This window comes from Mycobacterium sp. Root135, assembly GCF_001426545.1.
Lineage (GTDB): Bacteria > Actinomycetota > Actinomycetes > Mycobacteriales > Mycobacteriaceae > Mycobacterium.
In genome coordinates this window covers 498,637-519,255 of sequence record NZ_LMEZ01000005.1, presented here as the reverse complement: position 1 = coordinate 519,255, position 20,619 = coordinate 498,637, and the positions used below count along the sequence as shown (strand labels likewise).

Sequence of the window (20,619 nt, the reverse complement as noted above, 5' to 3'; positions counted from 1 at the left end):
GCAGAAGACGTCGTGAAGGGCAGCGCCGACCGCCCGAGTGACGCTGCGCCACATGCTGAGTCGCGCGAGGACATCCACGCCGACCCCGCCGACGAGCGCACCGCCCTCGACGGCGAACCCCCAGCCCTGTTCAGCAAGCCGCTGCGTGAACTGACCCTCACCGAAGCCCTCACCCCCACCCCGGGTCGGTTGGCCAGCCTGCGGCCCGCCGCCCTGATGGGTGGACAGTTCCTACCCGGGGCGATCGCCTGCCGCGCCACCGTCGGGGCAACGATCACCCCGATCGTCCACCCCGGACAGGCACCACCGGAACCCCGATACCGACCCTCCAAGAAGCTGGCCGACTTCGTCCGTTGCCGCGACCTGACCTGCCGCTTCCCCGGCTGCAAAGTACCCGCCACCCATACCGACNCCCCGATACCGACCCTCCAAGAAGCTGGCCGACTTCGTCCGTTGCCGCGACCTGACCTGCCGCTTCCCCGGCTGCAAAGTACCCGCCACCCATACCGACGTCGACCACACGATCCCGTGGCCCGACGGGCCCACGGCCGCGTCCAACCTGAAATGCCTATGCCGAAGACACCACTTGCTCAAAACGTTCTGGGGCGGCGAAAGTGGTTGGCGCGACGAGCAACTCGATGACGGCACGGTCATCTGGACCGCACCCGACGGCCGCCGGTACGTCACCACACCGGGCAGCCGCCTGCTCTTCCCCGAACTGTCCGAACCCACCAAGACCGTTCAGGCGAGCCGGGTGCCCACAGCACACACGACCGGGCTGACAATGCCACGCCGCAAGACCACCCGCACCCAAGACCGCGCCAGACGCATCCAACGCGAGCGCGACCTGAACGACCGTTATCCGAAGAGCGCCTGCCCGACGTAGTGCCCCTGCTCGGGGGCGGGTGGGACGGCAAAGATCGCCGAGCCCACGTGCCGGATGTACTCGTTGAGCAGGTCGTGACCACCGAGACGGTTCTGCAGGCGGACGAAGTTCTGCGGATCGTTTTGATACGAGATGAACAGCAGGCCCGCGTTCAGCTGACCGTTCGGGTCGAGCCCGTCGGTGTAGTTGTAGCCGCGGCGCTTGATCAGCACACCGTCGTTGTTCTCGTGCGCGGCCAGCGCGACGTGTGACAGCGGGTTGATCACCGGCTCGCCCGTCGTGTCCTTCGAGGCGAAGTCGGGGGTGTCCTTCTCGCTGCGACCCGTCAGCGGTGACCCTTCCTCCTTGTGGCGTCCGATGATTCGCTGTTGGTTGCCGACGCGATCCGTGTCCCACGTCTCGAGCAGCATGCGGATCTTGCGCACCACCTGGTAGGTGCCACCCTCCATCCACGGTTGGTCACCACCGGTTACCCAGACGAACTTGGAGTACTGCTCGTCGGTGTCGACGTTTCGCGTTCCGTCCTTGAAGCCCAACAGGTTTCGGGGTGTCTGCTGGCCGGGTCCGGCCGACGTCCGCCCGAAGCCCAGCACCGCCCAGAACGGAGTGACCGTGCTGCGGCCGAGGCGGGCCAGGTTACGCACGGCGTGGTAGCAGACCTGGGGATCGTCGGCGCAGGCCTGTACGGACAGCTCGCCGCCGGTGAACTTCGGGTCGAGCGTGTCGCCGTTGAGCGTCGGCAGGTCCGAGAACGCGGCGGGTTTGTGGGCAGCGAGTCCGAAGCGTCCGTCGAACAGCGCCGGACCGAGACCGATCGTGACGGTCAGGCTGGCGGGACTCAGACCGAACGCCTCCCCGGTGTCGGTGGGCGGCGCGACCTCGTTGTCGGGCTGGACCGTGCCGACCGGCTTGCCCTGCTGCATAACCGCCGCCGCAGCCGACCAGCGGGCCAGCAGTGTCTGCAGCGACTTCGCCGACGCCGTGTCGGCCAGCCGGAAGGTCATGAAGACGGTGTGCCGCTGGGGTTCGGTGGAGATGCCGCCCTGGTGCCCCGTCCCGTAGAAGGGATGGCTGCGGTCCAGGTCGACGGCATCCGCGTCGTCGACCGTCGCGGCCTCCGACGACGCCATCGCCCACGCCGTCGTTCCACCCCCTGCCGCGCCGACGACGGCGCCGCCAAGGCCGGCAATCATTGCGCCAGAGAGCATTCCGCGCCGGGACACGCCCGGGGGTGGTTGCCCTTCCTGAATGGTCAACTCGCCGACACGACCTTCTGCGCCACCGTGCCAAGGCTTTCGTGCAGCGGTTGAATGACCGCGGTCAACTTGGGTGCGTCGGTGCCACGCAGCGCGGGTGTCCACACCCGGTAGCCGCCCGGTGCTGCGGCGTCACGGTAGCCGTCGAGGGTGGTCAGGACCGTCTGGAACTGCTGGTCGAGCGTCGTCACCAGGGCCGGGTCGATCTTTTGCAGCCCGGGCCGCAACGACGCGTAGGCCTGCTGCGCGCCCTCGACGTTGCCCGCGAAGTCGACGAGGTCGAGGTGGCTGTAAGCCTCCTCCTCACCTGTGATCTTGGTGTTCTGCACCTCTTCGATGAGATCGGCGGCGCCGTTGGCGAGGTCCTCCGGCTTGTACTGCAGGGGTGCGACGACGGTGACCAAATGCCCGACGTTGCCGACCAATTCGGTGCTGAGCGCCTTGGTGGCCGGAGTGATCGCCCCGCCCTGCCACAGGTCGCGTTCGACGGCGTGGAATCCCTTCCAACCGACCTTGTCGTCGACGGGAGTGGACTCGCGCATGTCGATCAGGTAGTCGAGGTTGCCTGCGTTGTCGTCGACGGCGAACCCCGGCAGCACGAAGCCCTCGACGCTGGATTCGGCGCGCTCGTAGAACGGTCGCGCCTTGGCGTATGCCGTCTTCGCGTCGGCGAGATTGCCCGCCTGGACGGCCGTGTCGAGCGCCTTGACCGCCGTGTTCAACTGGTTGACCTGGTCGACGACGTACGCCGAATACTCCTTGGTGCCCTGACTCAGGATCGTCGGCACGGTACCGGTCGGGGCGGCGGCGGCCTGACCGGTGACTGCGAAGTCGAGGTACTCCGATGCCGCACCGGGACAGTAGATCTGGTACTTGCCGCCGTCGAGTGTGACGGTGAAGGAGACCGGATCCAGCCCTGGCGCCAAGTTCTCCTTCTCGCCGACGATGCGTTGATCCTTGAGCAACTCCATCTCGGTGACACCGGGTGCGCTGGTGTTGGACACGGTGAACGTGACCGGGCCGGCCGGCACGGTCTTGGTGTCGAGCGAGCAGGCGTCCTTTCCGGCGTCCTCGGCGAGAGTCACGTTCACCGCGCTGACGCCGTTGGTGTTGACGGCGTTCGGTTTTGGCGTGCTCGTGGCGGCGTCGTCGGCCGACCCGCACGCACTGAGCGCGAGGGCGGTCGCCACGGCCAGGGCTCGTGCGGCCCACAGGCCGCTACGCGACCCCGATCTCGTCGCGAGTTGGTGATTCACCATGTTGTCGTCGTTCCCTTTCGTCGGTATTGCTGTGGGTGCGGGCCGCGGTGAGAGCGACGAGTACGGCAGCCACGGCGAAAACCGTTGGCAGCCATACCGTCCAGAGCGTTCGCTCGGCCCGGTCCCGGTTGGATTGCGCCATCGTGTCGGTGACGGTCTGGTCGTCGTCGGGGTTGGTGGCCCAGTCCGCGGCGAGTCCACCGACGCTCACCGTCTTCGGACCGGTCAGTCCCCCGCCGCTGAGGGTGGCCACTCTGCTGCTGGCCCGTTCGGCGGAGACGACGTCGTCTCCGTGTGCGAGGACTGTGTACACGGTGCTCGCGCTCCACGTCGCGTCGAACGGCCCGGGGGTGCGTGCCGTGCCGAGGCCGACCGGCAGGCGCCCGCCGGTGAGTGTCGTCAACTGCGCCAAGCCGATCGGCGAGGTGGTCACCCCGGGATCGGCAGGAACCCTTGCCTGCCATACGTCGACGTCGGCGCCGTCGACGGACTGTTGGCCGGCGGGGGCCAGCGAGATCTGCTGTCCGGGCCCGGCCGGGTCGACGACGGTGAGCACCCGGCCGGCTCCGTCGGCGTGCACGGTTGCGGTGACGGTGCCGCCGCCCGCGGTCCGCGCGGTCCTCGTCGGTCCCGGTGCCGGGCTGCCGCCCGCGGGGATGAGGACGGCCATGGCGCCCGCGAGCACCGCGAGGACCACCGCGACGCCGAACGTCAACCGTCGTTTCGACGCAGGGGCGGGTACCCACCTGGCCGGCCAGAGGAAGACGACGAGAACGGGGACTGCATAGAGCAGCCAGCCCAGCACTTCGATCAGGCGAGGGTCGGGCGGGATTCCGAACATGCCCGTGACGACCGCTCCGGCAACCGATTTCGGCCCCAATACTGCGGAGAGGTCGACGATTCGCGATTGCCCCACGTCGACCCAGCCGGCCTCGTGGGCGGTCCGCAGGCTGCTCATCACCAGGCCGGCGGCGATGAACACCAGGAAGACCCCGGTGATGCGGAAGAACCGACCCAGGTCGAGCCGAAGGCTCCCGACGTAGATACCGGCACCGATGGCGACGGCGGTCGCGATGCCCGCCACCCCGCCGAACAGGGCGAACCACCTGCTGCCCTGCGCGGTTTGCGCCGCCGCGAGCAGGAACACCGCGGTCTCGAAACCCTCCTTGAGCACTGCGAGGAAGGCCATCAGCGCCAGCGCGGTCACGCCGCCGCTGTTGATCGCTTGTGCCGCTTCGCGTTCCAGCTGACCCTTCATCCGGAAGGCGTTGCGATTCATCCAGATGACCATCGTGGTCACGAACACCACGGCGATCGCCCCGATGACGGTCTCGAGCATCTCTTGTTGCCGCTGAGGCAGTGACGCGGAGAGAACGTCGAGGCCCGCGCCGACGGCGATGCTGATGACGACGGCCAGGCCGACGCCGAGCACCATCGGACGCACGGACTTGCCGTTGCGCGTCAAGAAGGCGCCGATGACGCTGACGATGAGGGTGGCTTCGAGGCCTTCGCGCAGACCGATCAGAAACGTGCCGATGAAGATGCCCTGCACGTTTCTCCCGTCGCCGTCAGATCGGAGGTTAGGTTAGGCTTGCCGCTACTTGAAAGACCAGGTTCAGGGCCACATGCCCAGCGAACTAACACGTTTCGCGCAGGGAACGGTCAGCGCGGTCCCGCGGACCGGCGCCCGGCAACCCGTCTGACGTGCAGGTCCGTGGCCCACCGGCCGCAGAGTCGATTTATCTATTCGGTGTCGGAGCCAATACCATCGGATACGCAATGACCGACAATTCCCCTCAGACTCCAGGCACCTTGACGGCCGCCGAAGGTCGGGCCGCGGACCGCATCACCGCCGAAGCCAAGCGTCGCCGGACCTTCGCCGTGATCAGCCACCCCGACGCAGGCAAGTCGACGTTGACCGAGGCCCTGGTGCTGCATGCCAACCGCATCAGCGAAGCGGGCGCGATCCACGGCAAGTCCGGCCGCCGCGCCACCGTGTCCGACTGGATGGACATGGAGAAGGCCCGCGGCATCTCCATCACCTCGACCGCGCTGCAGTTCCCGTACCGGGCCCCGACCGGGCAGGACTGCGTCATCAACCTGCTGGACACCCCCGGTCACGCCGACTTCTCCGAGGACACCTACCGGGTACTGACCGCCGTCGACTGCGCCGTGATGCTCATCGACGCGGCGAAGGGCCTGGAGCCTCAGACGCTCAAGCTTTTCGAGGTGTGCCGGCTGCGACGCATCCCGATCATCACGGTCATCAACAAGTGGGACCGACCGGGCCGCGACCCCCTCGAGCTGCTCGACGAGATCCAGTCCAGGATCGGGCTGCGGCCCACCCCGCTGACGTGGCCGGTCGGCATTGCCGGCGACTTCAAGGGCGTGCTGGACCGACGCACCGGCAACTTCATCCGCTACACCCGCACCGCGGGCGGCGCGAAGGCTGCCCCCGAGGAGCACATCGCCCCGGCCGAGGCCCACGACGCGGCAGGCGTCGACTGGGACAACGCCGTCGAGGAATCGGAGCTGCTGGAAGCCGACGGGTCGGACTACGACGAGGACACCTTCCTCGGCTGCGAGACCACCCCGCTGCTGTTCACCTCGGCCGCCCTGAACTTCGGCGTGAACCAGCTCTTGGACGTGCTCGTTCAGCTCGCTCCGTCGCCGCACGGGCAGCTCGACGTCGACGGCCACCGCAGGCCCGCCGAGGCCCCCTTCAGCGCGTTCGTGTTCAAGGTGCAGGCGGGCATGGACTCCGCACACCGCGACCGCATCGCCTACGCGCGGGTGTGCTCGGGCACCTTCGAACGCGGTGAGGTGCTGACCCACGCCACCACCGGCAAGCCGTTCGTCACCAAGTACGCGCAGTCGGTGTTCGGCCAGCAGCGCTCGACGTTGGACACCGCGTGGCCCGGCGACGTGATCGGGCTGGCCAACGCGAACGTGCTGCGTCCCGGCGACACGCTCTACCGCGACATCCCGGTGCAGTACCCGCCGATCCCGAGCTTCTCGCCCGAGTTCTTCGCCGTCGCCCGTGGCACCGATCCCAGCAAGCACAAGCAGTTCCGCAAGGGCATCGACCAGCTCGAGCAGGAGGGCGTCGTCCAGGTCCTGCGCTCGGACCGCCGCGGCGACCAGGCCCCCGTCTTCGCCGCCGTGGGACCGATGCAGTTCGAAGTGGCGACGCACCGGATGGCGACCGAACTCAGCGCGCCGATCTCACTTGAGTCGCTCCCGTACACCGTGGCGCGCGCCGCCGATCCCGGTGACGTCGAGTTCCTGCAGCGGCAACCGTCGGTCGAGGTCTTCACTCGCACCGACGGCGTCATCCTGGTGCTGTTCTCCACCAAGTGGCGGCTCGAAGGATTCCAGCGCGACAACCCGTCGGTGAAGCTGCAGTCGCTGGTCGCCGCCGGCGACGACTAGCCGTCAGACGTACCGCACGACCCGGTGCCAGATGACGGCTTGGGCCACCACGGCCCGCCCTCCGTCGAGGCTGATGGCCGGATCGCCGTACAGCTCGTAGCCGAGATCGAGCGCTTCGCTGACGCGCCGACAGAACGCCTCGTCGTCCGGTCCGGTCAGCAGGCGGTACCTCGGCAATCCGTTCGGTGGTTCCGTCATCATTCGATGGTGCCACCTAGACTCGGGCGATGGCGGCGGCGCACCTGACGACCTGGTTGCTCGACTCCGATCCGGCCCTGCGGTGGCAGGTGCAGCGCGACGTCAGCCAGGCCCCTCCGGAGGTGTGGCGCCAGACGCGGGACCGCGTCGCGACAGAGGGCTTCGGCGCGCGCCTGCTGGCACTGCAGGACTCGGACGGGCAGTGGGCCGGTGGGGCGTTCTTCCCCGCGGGCTTCGACTTCGACGAGGTCGAGACCGACGGGCAACCATGGACCGCGACCACGTGGACGCTGAACTCGTTGCGGGAGTGGGGCCTTGACGCGGCGGCGCTCCGGGGCACGGCCGACCTGCTGGCCGCCAACAGCCGATGGGAGTACGACGACCTGCCCTACTGGGGCGGCGAGGTCGACTGCTGCATCAATTCGTGGACCGTGTCCAACGGTGTGTGGCTCGGTGCGGACGTCGCCGGCATCGTCGACTGGTTCGTCGAGCACCGGCTGCCCGACGGGGGCTGGAACTGCGAGTGGGTGGAGGGCTCGACGCGGTCGTCTTTCCATTCGACGCTCAACGCGCTCAAGGGATTACTCGACTACGACCTCGCGACGGGTGGGACCGACGCCACCCGCGCGGCGAGGCACTCCGGCGAGGAGTACCTGTTGGCGCGCAGCCTCTTTCGCCGACTCTCGACCGGAGAACCGGTGGCGCCCTGGGTCGACCACTTCACCCATCCCACGCGATGGCGTTACAGCGTGCTCAACGCCGCCGAGTACTTCCGCCAGAAATCGATGTTCGACGGGACGGCACCCGATCCCCGAATGGCCGACGCGATCGCGCTCATCCGCGCCGCTCGCCAACCCGACGGCACCTGGATTCAGGGCGCCACGCTACCCGGCCGCCAGTGGTTCACCGCCGACGTTCCCGCAGGTGAGCCGTCAAAGTGGTTGACCCTGTTCGGTATCCGAGTGCTCGATTGGTGGGACGCGCAGCGCTAAAACCGGTTGCGATCATGACTGCCTCCCGTCGACCATGGATGCCACGACGAATGGGAGGGAGGAATCGTGCGGCGCTACAAGAGGGGTGACCAGGTGACGGCCCGCAGCGACACCGGGGGGATCAACGTGCCGGACGTGCCCGCCGGCGCGGTCGGCACCGTCGTCGAGACGACACTGACGGGCAAGCCCAAGAAGATTCACTTCGCGCTCGAGACACCTTGGGGGCCAAAGCGTTTTGACGTCGGCGTCCACCGGCGGCACGTCGACCTGGACTAACCGCGCCGGAGACCATCACGCGCTCCACGGCTCGGCTTCGCCGTCCAGGATGGGGGCGCCGGTGTCGTCGCGGTTGCGTTTGCGGCGATACAGGTCCTCGTCGGCGGAGGTGATGAGGTCCGTCAAGATGTCGTCGTCGTCACCCGCCTGGCCGACGGCGACGCCGGTGGTCACGCCGACCTCCTGGTGGTTCCCCAGTACGTCGGCGAGCGCTCGGACCTCGTCGACGGCGTAGCCACAGACGACGACCACGAATTCGTCACCGCCCATGCGCCCGATCACCGCCGAGTCGGGTAGCTGCCCGGTCCAGCGTTGGGCGAGGTCCCCGAGCACTCGGTCACCGACGGCGTGTCCGTAGCGGTCGTTGATCGACTTGAAGTGGTCGACGTCGAGCACGATGACGGCGATCGACTCTCCTCGTCGTCGAGCCCGGCCGATGAGCTCGCCTGCGGCGCGGTCGACGCCGGCGCGGTTCCACACCGACGTCAGCGGGTCGCGCAGGGCGGCTTCCACCAGGGAGGCGTTGAGGATGCCGAAGACCTCTGGCGCGCCGATGATGCAGACCGCGTACAGCACCATCCACAGCGAGGGAATGTCGGCCGGCGCGATCAGCAGGGCGGCCGCCGCGCCCGCCGCGATGAGCACGGCCCACGCGCGGGCGACCGACGCACGGTGCCAGGTGCGCAGGAAGATTGCCGCGAACATCAGCGGCATCACCGCCCACACCTGGGCCACCGCCAGTTCGTGAAACAGCGTCGGCACCAACGGAGCCGTGCACACGCAGGTCGCCACGACCGCGTAGCGCCACCCGCGCAGCGGACTCGGCACGGCGAGCGTCAGGCCGACCAGGCCGAGCACCGCCGCTGCCAGCTCGCCCTTGCTCGACGCGTAGTCGAGCGCCGACACCGCCGCCATGCCGTAGAGCCCGACGAGGATTCCGAGGTAGCCGATGAGCATCCGGCGGCGCAGCGCCTCCGACGAGTTCGGCATACCTGGATTGTCCTTGACTGATGGGATGGGCACACCCCTCAGTCCCGGGCCGACGGAGAGTCGTCGCGCAGAGGCAGCCCCCGACTGAGGTACAGCGCCGCGTCGGCCTGCGCGTACAGCTCGACGACGCTCGCCAGGGCCGTGGCATCGGTGGCCACGCCGACGCTGACCCCCGGGGTGTCGTGCCGGATGGTCCGTAGGAATTCGTCGACGACGTCGTGCGGTTCGCCGGCGATGCAGAAGGCGAATTCGTCACCACCCATGCGAGCCACGACCGCCCGCCGCGGCGCGGTACGACGCCAACTGTCCGCGTACTCGGTGATGCGGCGGTCCCCCGCCTGGTGCCCGTAGGAATCGTTGAGCGCCTTGAGCCCGTCGATGTCGATGGCGATGACCGTGACGGGGGCCGACTGCGCCCGGGCCCGCGCCAGAAGGTCGCCGGTGCCGATCTCCCAGCCCGCCCGGTTCAACAGGCCGGTCAGGGGGTCCGTGCAGGCGGCCGTGAACATCGCGCGCACGAGCAATCCGAACGACTCGGCCGCGCCGACGATGGCGACCACGAAGATGAGTCCGGTGATGACGCCGACGTGCGGTGCGGGGGCGATCACGACGGCGACGACGCACGCCACCGTCATGGGGGCGATCAGCAGAAGTGCCTGCCGGGGCGGGTGGAAGGCCCGCAGGTACATCGCCAGGAACATCGGCGCGATCAAGCAGACGTATTCCGCGGTCAGGGTCATGTGGAAGGCCATGACGACGGGGGTGGCCGCCATCGCGGCCAGGGTGGCTGGCATCGGGCGGTCCGGCCGGAGGGCGAGGTATGCCAGCGCGGAGATCCCGAGGACGATGGCGACGATTCCGCCGATCGGGTTGCCATAGGCCAGGTCGGTGCGTACCGGAAAGAGGGTGAACGTCACTCCGTACGCGTACAGAAAGGTGGTTGCGCTCAAATAGATCCGCAGAAGTCGCACGTTCTGCCTGCCAAGTACTCGCCCGTCCACGGTGGCGAGCGAACTCGGACGGTACATGCCGTTAACTTGCCTGGGTCTGACGGGGGCGTCAACAGCGGGGCCGCGGACTCCTAGTCGCGGTCTCCGCGCCCGACGGTCGGAAACCCGTCGGGCACCGCCAGTTTGTGGATGGTCCGTTGGGTCCGGAAGTACTGGCGCGGGAACGACCCCGTGTTGTACGGAAGGTCGTACTTCTTGCACAGCTCCCGGACTCGGACGCTGATCTGTGGCAGGCGGTTGCTTGGCAGATCGGGAAACAGGTGGTGCTCGATTTGGTAGGACAGGTGCCCGCCCGAGAATGCCAGCAGTGGACCGGCCTCGAAGTTTGCCGCCCCCAGCATTTGCCGGAGATACCACTCGCCCTTGGTCTCGCCGTCGAGGACCGCCGGGTCGAACGTCTCGGCGCCGTCGGGGATGTGTCCGCAGATGATGTTCACGTACACCCAGACGTTCCGAAGCAGGTTCGCGGTGAGGTTGGCCGACAGAGTGCGACGCCACCGTCGAAGGCTCAGGGCGGGGAGCAACAGGTAGTCCTTGCCCAACTGGCGGGCGATCTTGGCGAAGAATCGCCGTTGTTCCGCGGACCTGGCGGCTTCCGTGTCGACGCGATCTCGCTCCGAGCGAATGCCGTGCAGCGCGATTCCCCATTCGAAGGTGGCCGCCAGCAGAAGGTTTCGCAATGGCGTCAGCAGGTACGGGCTACGCCATGGTTGATCCGGCGTCACTCGCAACAGGCGGTAGCCGATGTCCTCGTCCATGCCGAGGACGTTGCTGAAGATGTGGTGTCGGTAGTTGTGCGAGTACCGCCACTGAGCTGACACCCCCACCATGTCCCACTCCCAACTGGTGGAGTGGATTTCGGGGTCGTTCATCCAATCCCATTGGCCGTGAGAGACATTGTGGCCAAGTTCCATGTTCTCGACGGACTTCGCGTACGCCAGCGCCGCAGTCCCCAGCCACCACCCGGACCGCGACCGGCTCCCGACGATCAACAGTCGCGCAGAGGCGTCGAGCACCCGTTGGAACTGGATCACGCGTCGGATGTAGGCCGCGTCCTTGGCTCCGAGCGACTCCTCGACGTCTTGGCGAATCCCGTCGAGTTCGTCGGCGATTGCGTCGACGTCCTCCGTGCTGAGGTGCATGTAAGCGGAGACATCGGAGATCGCCATCTGGGTGTCCTCGGGTGTGCGTCTTTGGAGCGGCGCAAGCTAGGCCACCGGTGGGGTACTGGCAGCAGCCTACCTTGGGCCTTGACGGGGCCGACCGAAGGTTTGCCGCGCACCGTTGACGCGCAGCCAGGCTACGAGACGCCTGCCACGAACCGCCCGTCGATCGTCGCGGAGACCCTGACGTCCTCAGGCACGAGTTCGACGTCCGGCCCGCTTCCGCCCGACCCCGGCGCTGCCCGTACGAACCCGCCGCCACCTTCGTGAAAAGCCTGGGTGCCAAGCATTCCAGCGTCCGCGATGGCCAGGGGACTGACCGGTCCAAGTTCGAGGGCGTCGGCGTAGAGCTGAGCGCGCGCCGCGGCATCCCGAACGGCCTTCGTGCGCACTTCCTGGACGAGCTCGTCCCGGCGTTTCTCCGTCAGCGCCCAGCTCACCCGCGACAGAGTGAACCCCTCGGTGTTGCTGACGTGCTCGCCCACCCAGCGCGACAGCGCGGCGAAGTCGCGGAACTTCACCTCGACGCTGACGGTCGCGTGATGGACGAGCGCAAGCCGCTTGCCGTCCTTGTGCCAGGGGCGCGTCGACCAGGTCCGGAGCTGTTGGGCAGACCACCACGTCACCGCACCTTGACCGTCGCCCTCGAGCTGGATGACCGACGCCTTGACGGCTTCGAGGTCCCTGGCAACCCGGTCGTACACCGGCTGCATCTCGGGGCCCTCGTAGCCGATGGAGGCGTGGACGGTCCCGCGCTCGGGCGGCTGAAACGCGGAGAAGGACCCACGGACGGTGATCTCGGTTGGCATGTCAACAAGCTAGCGCTGCGGGAAGGACCGTCGAGCCGCCATCGCCACGATGAGCCCGAGCGCGACGAACGCCGCGCTCACCAGGGGAAGTCCGCCCATCCCGATCACGGGGAGGAGGCCACCACCAATCGCGGCGCCCGCACCGATGCCGAGATTCGCCGACGCGTTCACCCAAGCCCCGGCCAGCTCGGGTGAGGTGGCACCGGTCCGGACGGCACACGCCTGGTAGATGGGCGGCACCCCGCCGAAGGCGCCGTTCCAGACGAGCGCGGCGACCACCAACGGCAGCAGTGCCTCATGCGCAACACCGGTGACGGTCACCGCTGCGATCACCACGGCCAGAACCACCAGGATCGTGCGTCGCGGGCTGCGGTCGAGTGTGCGGGCCGAGAACGTCAGACCCACCAAGCCGCTGGCGCCACAGAGCAGCAGGATGGGTCCGACCAGTGCGGGCGTCGCACCGGCACCCAGCAGAGCTGCACTGATGTAGGTGTACAGCGTGAACTGGCCGACGAAGGTCATGGCGTTGGAAGCGACGACGGCCACCAGCTGCCGCCTGCTTCCCACGGCCCGGGCCTCGAGAGCGGGACTGTCACGGGGCACGGCGGGCAGAAGCCAGGCGACGAAGGCCAGCGTCGCGGCGGCCAGCACCGCGAGCACTCCGAATGACGCCCGCCACCCGAAGGCGTTCCCGAGCGACGTCGAAAGGGGCACGCCCAGAACGAAACCGACGGACACCCCACCGGTGGCGATGGCAAGGGCGCGGCCGACCTGATCGCGGCCGACCAACCGAGGCGCGTATCCGATGCACAGCGAGAAGAACAACGCGTGAGTCAGACCGCCGATGGTGCGCCCCGCCGCGACCGCGGCGAAGTTCGGTGCCGCGGCGACCACGGCATTGCTGACCACGTAGAGCAGCACGGTGGTCAGCAGCAGCGGCTTGCGGGGCAACCGAGCGGTGACGACGGTCAGGGGGACTGCGAGCGCCGCCACCATGACGGCGTACAGGCTGACCAGAAGGCCGGTCGTGGAGGTGTCGACGTCGAAGGTCGCGCCAATCGCGGGCAGCAGCCCGATGGGCAGCATCTCGGTGGTGACGGCGAGACAGGATGCGGCCGCCAGCGCGAGCAGACCGCCACGGTTGGATCGCACGCGCGATCCCGGGTCGAGCGACGTCATCGTTACGATAATATACTCGTCAGGCGAGGATATTCAAGAGTCGTTATGCCCGTTGCCTTTCAGCCCACTGCGCGAGCGCCTCCGCGCTGGTGACGGCGTCCAGCGCCAGCATCACGGCGCCGACGAGTGGACCGTCGTCGCCATGCATGCCGTCGAGTACCGGCGTAGGCGACGCCTTCCGAAAGCTCATCAATCCGTCCCGGTACGCGGCGTCGAACGCCTCCGGCGCCGCCGCCCGCAACAGCGGCGCCACGCCGCCAATCGTCACGACGTCCGGATCATGCAGGTTCACCAACCCACCGATCCCTCGGCCCAGTGACGTCGCCACCGCCTCAAACGCCCTGCGGGTCCGCACGTCTCGATCGTCGCGCCCCGCTACAGTCCGCACGTAGCCGACCGGATCCTCCGGCGGCGCATCGCCTCGGTGCCGAGCCAGCGCCCGCCCGTCGACGGTGAGATCCCAACAACCGGCCGCACCGCAGGGACAGGCCAGAGCCGGGTCGCCGAACGGGATGTGGCCGTACTCCCCCGCCGCGCCGTGTGCGCCGCCGACTGGTTCACCGTTGACCACCAGCGTGCCGCCGAGACCGTGCGCGACGATCAGGTGCAGTGCCGTGGCGGCCGAGTGGGCGGCCCCGGTGCGCGACTCGGCCAGCCCGGCCAAGGTGGCGTCGTTGCCGATGAGGAGTCGGACGCCGGCACCGCCTGGAATTCGGGCGGCCAACCCCGACATGTCGACGTCACGCCATCCGCGCGAGGGCACCTGGCCTACGTGATCACTGCTGACCGGGCCCGGCGCGGCGACCGCTATCGCCCTGATCCGCTTCGGGTTTCGACGGTATGCCGCTCCGATCGCCTTGATCAGCTGCGCGCGGACGCGGTCTTGGTCGGCGCCCGTGCCGGTGGCCTGGTCGACGATCTCGGGCTCGCCGTCGACGCCTGCCAGCGCGAGTCTCCAGTCAGCGGAGCGCAGGTCGACGGCCAGTACCAACGGACCCTCGTCGTGAGGTCCCAGCACCGTCGTCGGCCGACCTCGACCCTGAACCGGTGCCGGCGATTCACCCAGCAGACGGAGGTTGCGCATCCGAGCCATCAGTTCGGTGGCTCCACCGCTTCCGATGCCGAGTCGTTGGGCTGCCGTGGCGCGGGTGATACCCGGCTCGGCCCGCACGACGGAGATCAGTTGAGCGGCTCCCAGCCAACGGAGGTGCGCCGCTTGACCGGCGTCGCGAGCCGTGACCACCGATCCACCCTATCGCCGCCGCACGCAGCGGTCGTGTCATCGTCCACCGCTCGACAAACGGAGAATGTCTCCGTAATAATTACCGGAGACAGTCTCCATATAACCGAAGGGACGCTGAACATGTCCGAAGACATCGGCATAACTGCCGCGGAACTGGCCGAGATGAACCGGCAAGTCATCGCGGACTTCCGCGCGACGGGAGGCCGGCCGGGCGGCCAGTTCGAAGGCACTCCGGTCGTGCTCGTGCACCACGTCGGCGCCAGGTCCGGCAAGGAGAGGATCGCTCCCCTGGTGCCCTTCCTCGACGAGGACCGGATCTACGTCATCGCGAGCAAGGGCGGTTCCGACACCAATCCGGACTGGTACCACAACTTGGTCGCCCACCCCGAGACGGTCGCGGAGTGGGGCACGGAGAAGTTCCCGGTGACCGCCCGCGTGCTGAAAGGCCAAGAGCGCGAGGACGTCTACGCCAAGCAGGTGGCGGTGCAGCCGCAGTTCGGCGACTATCAGCGCCGCACGTCGCGCGTGATCCCCGTGATCGAGTTGCAGCGCAGCGCCTGATAGCCAGCCCTACGTCGTGTTGACCCACGCCTGTCGTGCCACTCGACGGAAGTTGCCGCCGAGCACCGCATGGACGTCGGCGTCGCTCCAACCCCGCCCGCCGAGGTGCTGACCAATGGCCAGGACCGTTTCCGGAGGCATCCACTGGATGGGTCCCCACTTGGTGTAGCTCTCGTCGAACAGGTGCGGGTTGCGTAGCAGCTCGTCGTTGAAGTCGGCGTGGTCGAAGGAGAAGTCGCTGCTTATGCCGACGTGGTCGACGCCGATCAGGTCGACGGCGTACTCGAGATGGCTCGTCATCGCGTCGAGGGTCGGAGTGTTGGCACCGAGGAAGATGCCGACACCGGTGATGGCGACGACGCCACCCGTCGCCGCGCAGGCACGGGCTTGGTCGTCGGTGATGTTGCGTGGGTGGTCCCAGATTGCCTTCATGCACGAATGGCTGTACACCACTGGGCCTTTGGAGACGTCGCACAAGTCGAGGCCGGTGCGGGTGCTGCAGTGTGACCCATCGGGGACGATGCCGACCACGTTCATCTCGGCGACGATCTCCGCGCCCCATGCCGTCAGACCGGTATCCGTCGCGTCCAGGCACCCGCTACCTGCGCGGTTGGCGTGGTTGTAGGTGGGCAGCAGAGTTCGGACACCGAGTGCGGCCAACGTGGCGAGGTTGTCGAGATCGCCGCCGATGGGCGCCGAGTCCTCCAGGTCGAACGCCACGGCGATCCGGTCCTCGGAGGTGATGCGGTCGACGTCGTCGACGTGCGCGGCCAGTTCCAGATCAGGATACGCGTCGACGGCCGCTCGGAAGTGGTCGAGCAGCGCGACCGTGTCGGTGAACGAGTGCGGCGAATAACCGGCGTTGACCGAAACGAAGGCACCCCCGCGACGCTGAAAGCGGGTCAGTGGCTCGACGTCGGCACCCACTTGCAAGGGCAGGCAGGCGTGCTGATCCCAGAGAAACTGCGACATGACTACCGATGGTGCACCACCACCGGGGTCAACTGGCCCAGGCGTCACGGCGGGTTTAGGAGCGCGGCGAATTCACCACTCACGGCGGGGTTGAGGTGGCCGTCCCATCCGCGTGGGTCGTGGGCTCGACGGCGCGTCTCGACGTCGGCGACGACGAGCGCGGTCTCGTCGGGATGCGCCTGGGCCAGGACCCGACCATCTGGATCGACGATCCGGCTGCAGCCGAGCGCGCGACGCCCTCCTTGCTCGCCGACGATGTCCGCCACGACGAGAGTGACGGTGTTCTCCACCGCCCGTGCGACGGGGGGGTCACCGCCGTGGGTGTGGGCGTTCGCAGGTGTCTCCGGCGCCTACGCGGAGCACGCCGTGGCGCTCGTAGATGACGTCGTCGCGCTGCCCGACGCTCTGTCCTCGGTCGACGCAGTGACGCTCGGAAGTGCCGGGTCCGTCGCGCATTTCGCGTTGCAACGCGCGCACTTCAGAACGGGCGACGCGGTGTTGGTGCGCGTCTGGTGGCGGTCACCACGTCCTCACCCGAACGCGGTGAGCGGCTGCGCGAGCTTGGGGCCACTCACGTCCTCGACAGATCGGGACACGGCGACTCCTCGGCCCCGGCGGCCGTCGACGTCATCGTCGACGTCATCGGTGGGCCCGAGGTGCCCGCGTTCGTCGACCGTCTCGCGCCGACCGGACGCATGGTCGTCGCCCGCATGGTGGCCGGCCCGATACCCGTGGACTTCGGCGCACGGCTGCTGAACTCGTTTCAGCTGTCGCGCTCGTTCGGCACCTTCAGCCTGGACACCATCGCCGGCGACGCCAAGGCCCGCGTCAGGACGGCTCAGTTCGAGGCTGCGACCCGCGGAGAACTCCACGCCGTCGTGCACGACGTCCTACCGCTGGAGCAGGCCGCGGACGCGCACCGCCAGATGGAAGAGGGTCGGGTGTTGGGTCGGATCGTTCTCACGCCGGGCAGGGCTTGACGACCGTCAGCCGGTCAACCGCGCTGCCGAGGCGACGATCCACGCCAGCTCCGGGTGGAAGATGTCGCTGTGCGCCCCGGACGGCGGGGGACCCGTCTTGACCACGGCGGAGGAGTCGACGTTGAGAATCGCACCCGGAGTGAAGGGATAAGTCGTACCAACCCGGTCGACGAACAGCGTCGGAGCGTCGTACGCACCGAGTGAACCGATTGCGCGCCAACGGAATAACGGATCGCCAACACCCGCGGCGTCGTCACCCGAGGCACGTGACGCCAGCGGATAGCTCACGCTCAACGCCGTGTCGTGACTGGAGAAGCACACCGTCACCGGGCCGTCGACTCGCGCCAGCTTGCCCGCCAAGGCGCCGGACCTGCTCGTGGAGTCAAACGGGAGGACGTCGGTGAACGCGAACCGGGAGAAGGCACCTTCGAGCAAGGTCACCGACTTGACCGGCGACGGGTCACCCGGCGGCAAGCCCGCCAACGCGAACGACACGACGCGGGCGCCAAAGCTGTGCCCCACCAGGTGTATTCGCGGGGTTGGGAAGTCGTCGTTGGCGGCAATGCGTCCGATCAGCGGTCCGAGCCCGTTGGCTCCGACGACGCCTGCCCGATTCTTCATTTGCCAGTATGAGAGACCTCGCAACGCTTCCTTGGCGCCGTGCCACAGCTTCCCGAGTTGGTCCCCCAAGCCGGCGCCGCCGCCCCCGCCCGTCACGTCGACGCCCGATACGACAAGCGCGTTGGCGTAGGCACCGAACACCTCGTTGGCGGTCATGCCGCTCTCGAGCATGCCTGGCCGCCCCGACTCCACTGCTTCGCCGTCGGTGGACTGGACGGTCACCGCGTCGTTGAATCGCCGCATGAGGGCGAACATCTCGTCGGCGCGGGACTGGCTTGGCTCAGCGGCGAGGAGGTCGGCGATCTGGTCGAGTTCGCCGCTGCCACCGGGGAACAGGGTCTTGAGATCGTCGAGTTGTTCGGCGCTGAGGGCCGACCCGGCGACGACGGCAGTGCCGGTCTCGTCGAGCCCGGCCGCTCCGGTCGCGGTACCGGACGGGGTCGGGTCGAAGTCGGGGATGGGCACGTCGCGCCAGAGCTGCGACGGCCACCGGATGCCGACGAAACCAACCTCGCGGCCCGCGGCCACGTGGGCGCTCAACAGCTCCGACCACCGCTCGTACAACGAGGCAGCCGCGGCTTCGTCGTTGTTCCACCCGTGGGAGAACATCACCACGTCGGTGACGGCATGCTCGCGCAGCTGCGCGACGAGCTGATTCTCTTCGTCCTGGTCGACGTGTCCCTCGGCGTCGAAGGTGATTCTCCAGTTGATCACGGTCGTCTCCTCCGGTTACGGCGTCTGCAATGCGCGCATCAGGTCGACCAACCCGGCGCCCTGAAAGTCCCTGGCGCGGTTCAGCGACGTGGCCGAGGACATGAAGATCCGCTTGACCTCGTCGGGCTTGCCGACGTATTCGCGCTGCACCGACAGGAAGGCGGCGATGGCTCCCGACACGTGCGGCGCGGCCATGCTGGTGCCGCTGTCCTCGATGTAGGCCGCATCGCTGTAGCCCGGGAACTGCGCTCGCTGAATGTCTTTCAGGTGCTGCCCGCCCGCCGCCGACATGATGCGCTCCCCCGGTGCCACCAAGTCCGGCTTGGGACGACCGTCTCCGGTCGGTCCCCGCGACGAGAAGAACGAGATGCCGTTGGTGTGCGGGGCGTCGCGGTGGGTGGAGCCCACGGTGATGGCGTTCTCCGCGTTGCCGGGATCGTTGATCGTGATGGCGGCGCTGAATCGGGTCACGTCGGACTGGCTCGCGTTGAGCGTGACGTACCCGGAGTTGCCGGCCGCGACTACGACCACGACCCCGGAGAGCGCCAGTCGGTTCACCTCCAGACACAACGGGCTCTGCCCACAGCCGAACCAGTCGGCCAGGAAGTCGTAGCCCAAACTGATGTTTACGCCGTGGATTCGGGGCAGCTTCCCGGCGGCGGCGTTGACCTGCCGGACGTACGCGAGCGCAGCCATCACGCGTGCCGTGCGCGCGGTGAGGTCACCGAACTCGCTGAGCACCTTGAGGCTGACCAATTTGGCCAGGGGCGCAATGCCGTTCAGCAGTTCGACGTCCACGCTGCGCGGCACCAGGATGGGGTCGTTGCCGCCGACGGCGCCGTTGTTCTTCCGCTTCTCCACCGCCAGCGCCCGACGTTCGGGATCGTCCTTCTTCCACCGCTGCAGGCCACCGGCGACGATTCCGGCCACGTGTGTTCCGTGCCCGTCGTCGTCGACCAGCGCCAGGGCCGGATCCTCACTGCCGGAGACGAAGTCGCGATGCAGGTCGGCGACCGAGGGGTCGTCGAGGATGTGGTCGGCCAAGAAGTGCGGATGGCTACCGTCGACGCCGGAGTCCACCACCGCCCACACGATGCCCGCGCCGTAGGCGGCGAACGACCGCTGCGCAGGCAGCGCCTTTACGGTGGCACCCGACGCGTCGATCTGTCGGTGCACTTGGAAGTCTGGCCAGATTCGGAAGATGGCCCGCTGGGGCCAGCCGCCACCCGCCGAGTCCGCCGTGGTGATGTTCTGGATCTGCTGGTGGGTCAGCTCGCCCGCCATGTACTGCTCGGCGACCACGACGGGATGCCCTGTGGCGCCGACCAATTGCCACAGCTCCTCCACGCGGGCCACTGCACCGTCCAGCCCGCCGCCGCCGTACTGCAGGTTCAGTTCGATCATCACCGGCTTGGGTTGGTCGACGGTCAGTTCCCCCACGGCCGCGAGGGGAACACGGGTGGGCGGCAGCTTGTCTTGGAGCGGCACCACGACGACGCTGGCCATCACCGGACCGGCGGACGCTACGCGTTCGGTGGCTGGCGTCGCGTCTCGAGCAATAATGGCACCCACGCGGCAGGCCTCGTCGGCCTGCCTTTGACCAGCGGCGGTGGCCTTCACCACCCCGTCACTCTTGCGTCGGCGGAGCATCTTTCCGGTGACGAGAACGTCGACGGCCTCCGCCACGCGTTTCTCCCACGACGGCCGCGCGCCTTCGTACAACCGGTCTCCCGGCAGGAACACCGAGGCGAACTTCGCGCCGACCATCTCGTTGAGCCGCGTGGGCGTCGCGGGCTGGTCGACGGCCGCCAGGGCCTGAACGGCGCACAGGACCCTGGCCTGCCAGGCGCGCTCTGGCGACGGCGGGGTGACGTCGTCCAATGCGGTCATGACGGGCCGGTCCGTGTGTGGTGACGGATTGCCATGGTGTCATCCCCCAAACGAGGCGCACTGCCGTCGAGGAGCAGCTACGACCAACCCCTGCAAGCTACCGCGCATCGGCTGGCCCGCGCGGCGGTTTGAGCATTCGGACGGCGACGCTTGAGGTCGGGTGCCACAGTGGCTGTACGGCAACGGCT

General features: G+C 68.1%; 20 protein-coding genes. 6 read left to right on the top strand and 14 right to left on the bottom strand.

What is annotated here, in order from left to right:
* Window positions 1-412: 412 nt before the first annotated feature.
* A partial coding sequence (locus ASD37_RS32275) for an HNH endonuclease signature motif containing protein (RefSeq protein WP_235568261.1) occupies window positions 413-886 on the top strand: 474 nt, incomplete at its 5' end.
* Here ASD37_RS32275 and ASD37_RS13625 read toward each other — a convergent pair.
* From ASD37_RS13625 to efeU, 3 genes are read right to left on the bottom strand one after another with little or no spacing between them, the layout of a single operon-like run.
* Window positions 859-2,094 (bottom strand): Dyp-type peroxidase, encoded by a 1,236-nt coding sequence (locus tag ASD37_RS13625; protein ID WP_082570189.1) that lies wholly within the window; start codon window positions 2,092-2,094, stop codon window positions 859-861. The genes ASD37_RS32275 and ASD37_RS13625 overlap by 28 nt on opposite strands.
* 44 nt (window positions 2,095-2,138) lie before the next feature.
* The gene (gene efeO / locus ASD37_RS13620) at window positions 2,139-3,332 is read right to left on the bottom strand and encodes an iron uptake system protein EfeO (protein WP_235568252.1); all 1,194 of its coding nucleotides are present in this window, start codon (window positions 3,330-3,332) and stop codon (window positions 2,139-2,141) included.
* A gap of 28 nt (window positions 3,333-3,360) precedes the next feature.
* Entirely contained in the window at window positions 3,361-4,953 is a 1,593-nt protein-coding gene (efeU, locus tag ASD37_RS13615) for an iron uptake transporter permease EfeU (protein ID WP_056551589.1), read from the bottom strand.
* A gap of 227 nt (window positions 4,954-5,180) precedes the next feature.
* Between efeU and ASD37_RS13610 the strand changes: the two genes are divergently transcribed.
* Window positions 5,181-6,833: a peptide chain release factor 3 gene (locus ASD37_RS13610; RefSeq protein WP_056551587.1), complete on the top strand. Its 1,653-nt coding sequence runs from the start codon at window positions 5,181-5,183 to the stop codon at window positions 6,831-6,833.
* 3 nt (window positions 6,834-6,836) lie between these two features.
* On the opposite strand, the gene ASD37_RS13605 is transcribed toward ASD37_RS13610, so the two are convergent.
* Window positions 6,837-7,031, bottom strand: a complete 195-nt coding sequence (locus ASD37_RS13605; RefSeq protein ID WP_200959887.1) for a DUF1737 domain-containing protein — start codon at window positions 7,029-7,031, stop codon at window positions 6,837-6,839.
* Between the two features lie 29 nt (window positions 7,032-7,060).
* On the opposite strand from ASD37_RS13605, the gene ASD37_RS13600 reads away from it, so the two are divergent.
* Both ASD37_RS13600 and ASD37_RS13595 read left to right on the top strand, forming a co-directional pair.
* Window positions 7,061-8,023 carry a hypothetical protein gene (locus ASD37_RS13600; protein WP_056551583.1) on the top strand — a complete coding sequence of 321 codons (963 nt, stop codon included), beginning with the start codon at window positions 7,061-7,063 and terminating at the stop codon, window positions 8,021-8,023.
* Between the two features lie 66 nt (window positions 8,024-8,089).
* The gene (locus ASD37_RS13595; protein WP_056551581.1) at window positions 8,090-8,299 is read left to right on the top strand and encodes a hypothetical protein; all 210 of its coding nucleotides are present in this window, start codon (window positions 8,090-8,092) and stop codon (window positions 8,297-8,299) included.
* 15 nt (window positions 8,300-8,314) lie between these two features.
* Here ASD37_RS13595 and ASD37_RS13590 read toward each other — a convergent pair whose 3' ends face one another.
* The 6 genes from ASD37_RS13590 to ASD37_RS13565 all read right to left on the bottom strand — a co-directional run bounded on the left by ASD37_RS13590 (window position 8,315) and on the right by ASD37_RS13565 (window position 14,693).
* Entirely contained in the window at window positions 8,315-9,289 is a 975-nt protein-coding gene (locus ASD37_RS13590) for a diguanylate cyclase (RefSeq protein ID WP_056551579.1), read from the bottom strand.
* A 38-nt stretch (window positions 9,290-9,327) separates the two neighbouring features.
* The gene (locus tag ASD37_RS13585) at window positions 9,328-10,317 is read right to left on the bottom strand and encodes a GGDEF domain-containing protein (protein WP_056551577.1); all 990 of its coding nucleotides are present in this window, start codon (window positions 10,315-10,317) and stop codon (window positions 9,328-9,330) included.
* 53 nt (window positions 10,318-10,370) lie between these two features.
* Window positions 10,371-11,468, bottom strand: a complete 1,098-nt coding sequence (locus tag ASD37_RS13580; protein WP_056551575.1) for an acyl-CoA desaturase — start codon at window positions 11,466-11,468, stop codon at window positions 10,371-10,373.
* Window positions 11,469-11,599: 131 nt separating this feature from the next.
* Window positions 11,600-12,271, bottom strand: coding sequence for an SIMPL domain-containing protein (locus ASD37_RS13575; RefSeq protein WP_056551573.1), 672 nt, complete (start codon window positions 12,269-12,271; stop codon window positions 11,600-11,602).
* A 9-nt stretch (window positions 12,272-12,280) separates the two neighbouring features.
* Window positions 12,281-13,450, bottom strand: coding sequence for an MFS transporter (locus ASD37_RS13570; protein ID WP_056551570.1), 1,170 nt, complete (start codon window positions 13,448-13,450; stop codon window positions 12,281-12,283).
* Window positions 13,451-13,493: 43 nt separating this feature from the next.
* Window positions 13,494-14,693, bottom strand: coding sequence for an ROK family protein (locus ASD37_RS13565; RefSeq protein WP_235568249.1), 1,200 nt, complete (start codon window positions 14,691-14,693; stop codon window positions 13,494-13,496).
* A 120-nt stretch (window positions 14,694-14,813) separates the two neighbouring features.
* On the opposite strand from ASD37_RS13565, the gene ASD37_RS13560 reads away from it, so the two are divergent.
* Complete coding sequence (locus ASD37_RS13560; RefSeq protein WP_056551568.1) at window positions 14,814-15,254, top strand: nitroreductase/quinone reductase family protein; 441 nt, start codon at window positions 14,814-14,816, stop codon at window positions 15,252-15,254.
* 9 nt (window positions 15,255-15,263) lie between these two features.
* Here ASD37_RS13560 and ASD37_RS13555 read toward each other — a convergent pair whose 3' ends face one another.
* The gene (locus ASD37_RS13555) at window positions 15,264-16,226 is read right to left on the bottom strand and encodes a dipeptidase (protein WP_056551566.1); all 963 of its coding nucleotides are present in this window, start codon (window positions 16,224-16,226) and stop codon (window positions 15,264-15,266) included.
* 44 nt (window positions 16,227-16,270) lie between these two features.
* Window positions 16,271-16,516, bottom strand: a complete 246-nt coding sequence (locus ASD37_RS13550) for a nitrilase-related carbon-nitrogen hydrolase (protein WP_056551564.1) — start codon at window positions 16,514-16,516, stop codon at window positions 16,271-16,273.
* A 222-nt stretch (window positions 16,517-16,738) separates the two neighbouring features.
* On the opposite strand from ASD37_RS13550, the gene ASD37_RS32270 reads away from it, so the two are divergent.
* Entirely contained in the window at window positions 16,739-17,206 is a 468-nt protein-coding gene (locus ASD37_RS32270) for a zinc-binding dehydrogenase (RefSeq protein ID WP_056551563.1), read from the top strand.
* Window positions 17,207-17,212: 6 nt separating this feature from the next.
* Here the strand turns inward: ASD37_RS32270 and ASD37_RS13540 are convergent, their stop codons facing one another.
* Complete coding sequence (locus ASD37_RS13540) at window positions 17,213-18,541, bottom strand: hypothetical protein (protein WP_056551562.1); 1,329 nt, start codon at window positions 18,539-18,541, stop codon at window positions 17,213-17,215.
* Window positions 18,542-18,556: 15 nt separating this feature from the next.
* Complete coding sequence (locus ASD37_RS13535) at window positions 18,557-20,431, bottom strand: S8 family peptidase (protein ID WP_056551561.1); 1,875 nt, start codon at window positions 20,429-20,431, stop codon at window positions 18,557-18,559.
* Window positions 20,432-20,619: the final 188 nt, after the last annotated feature.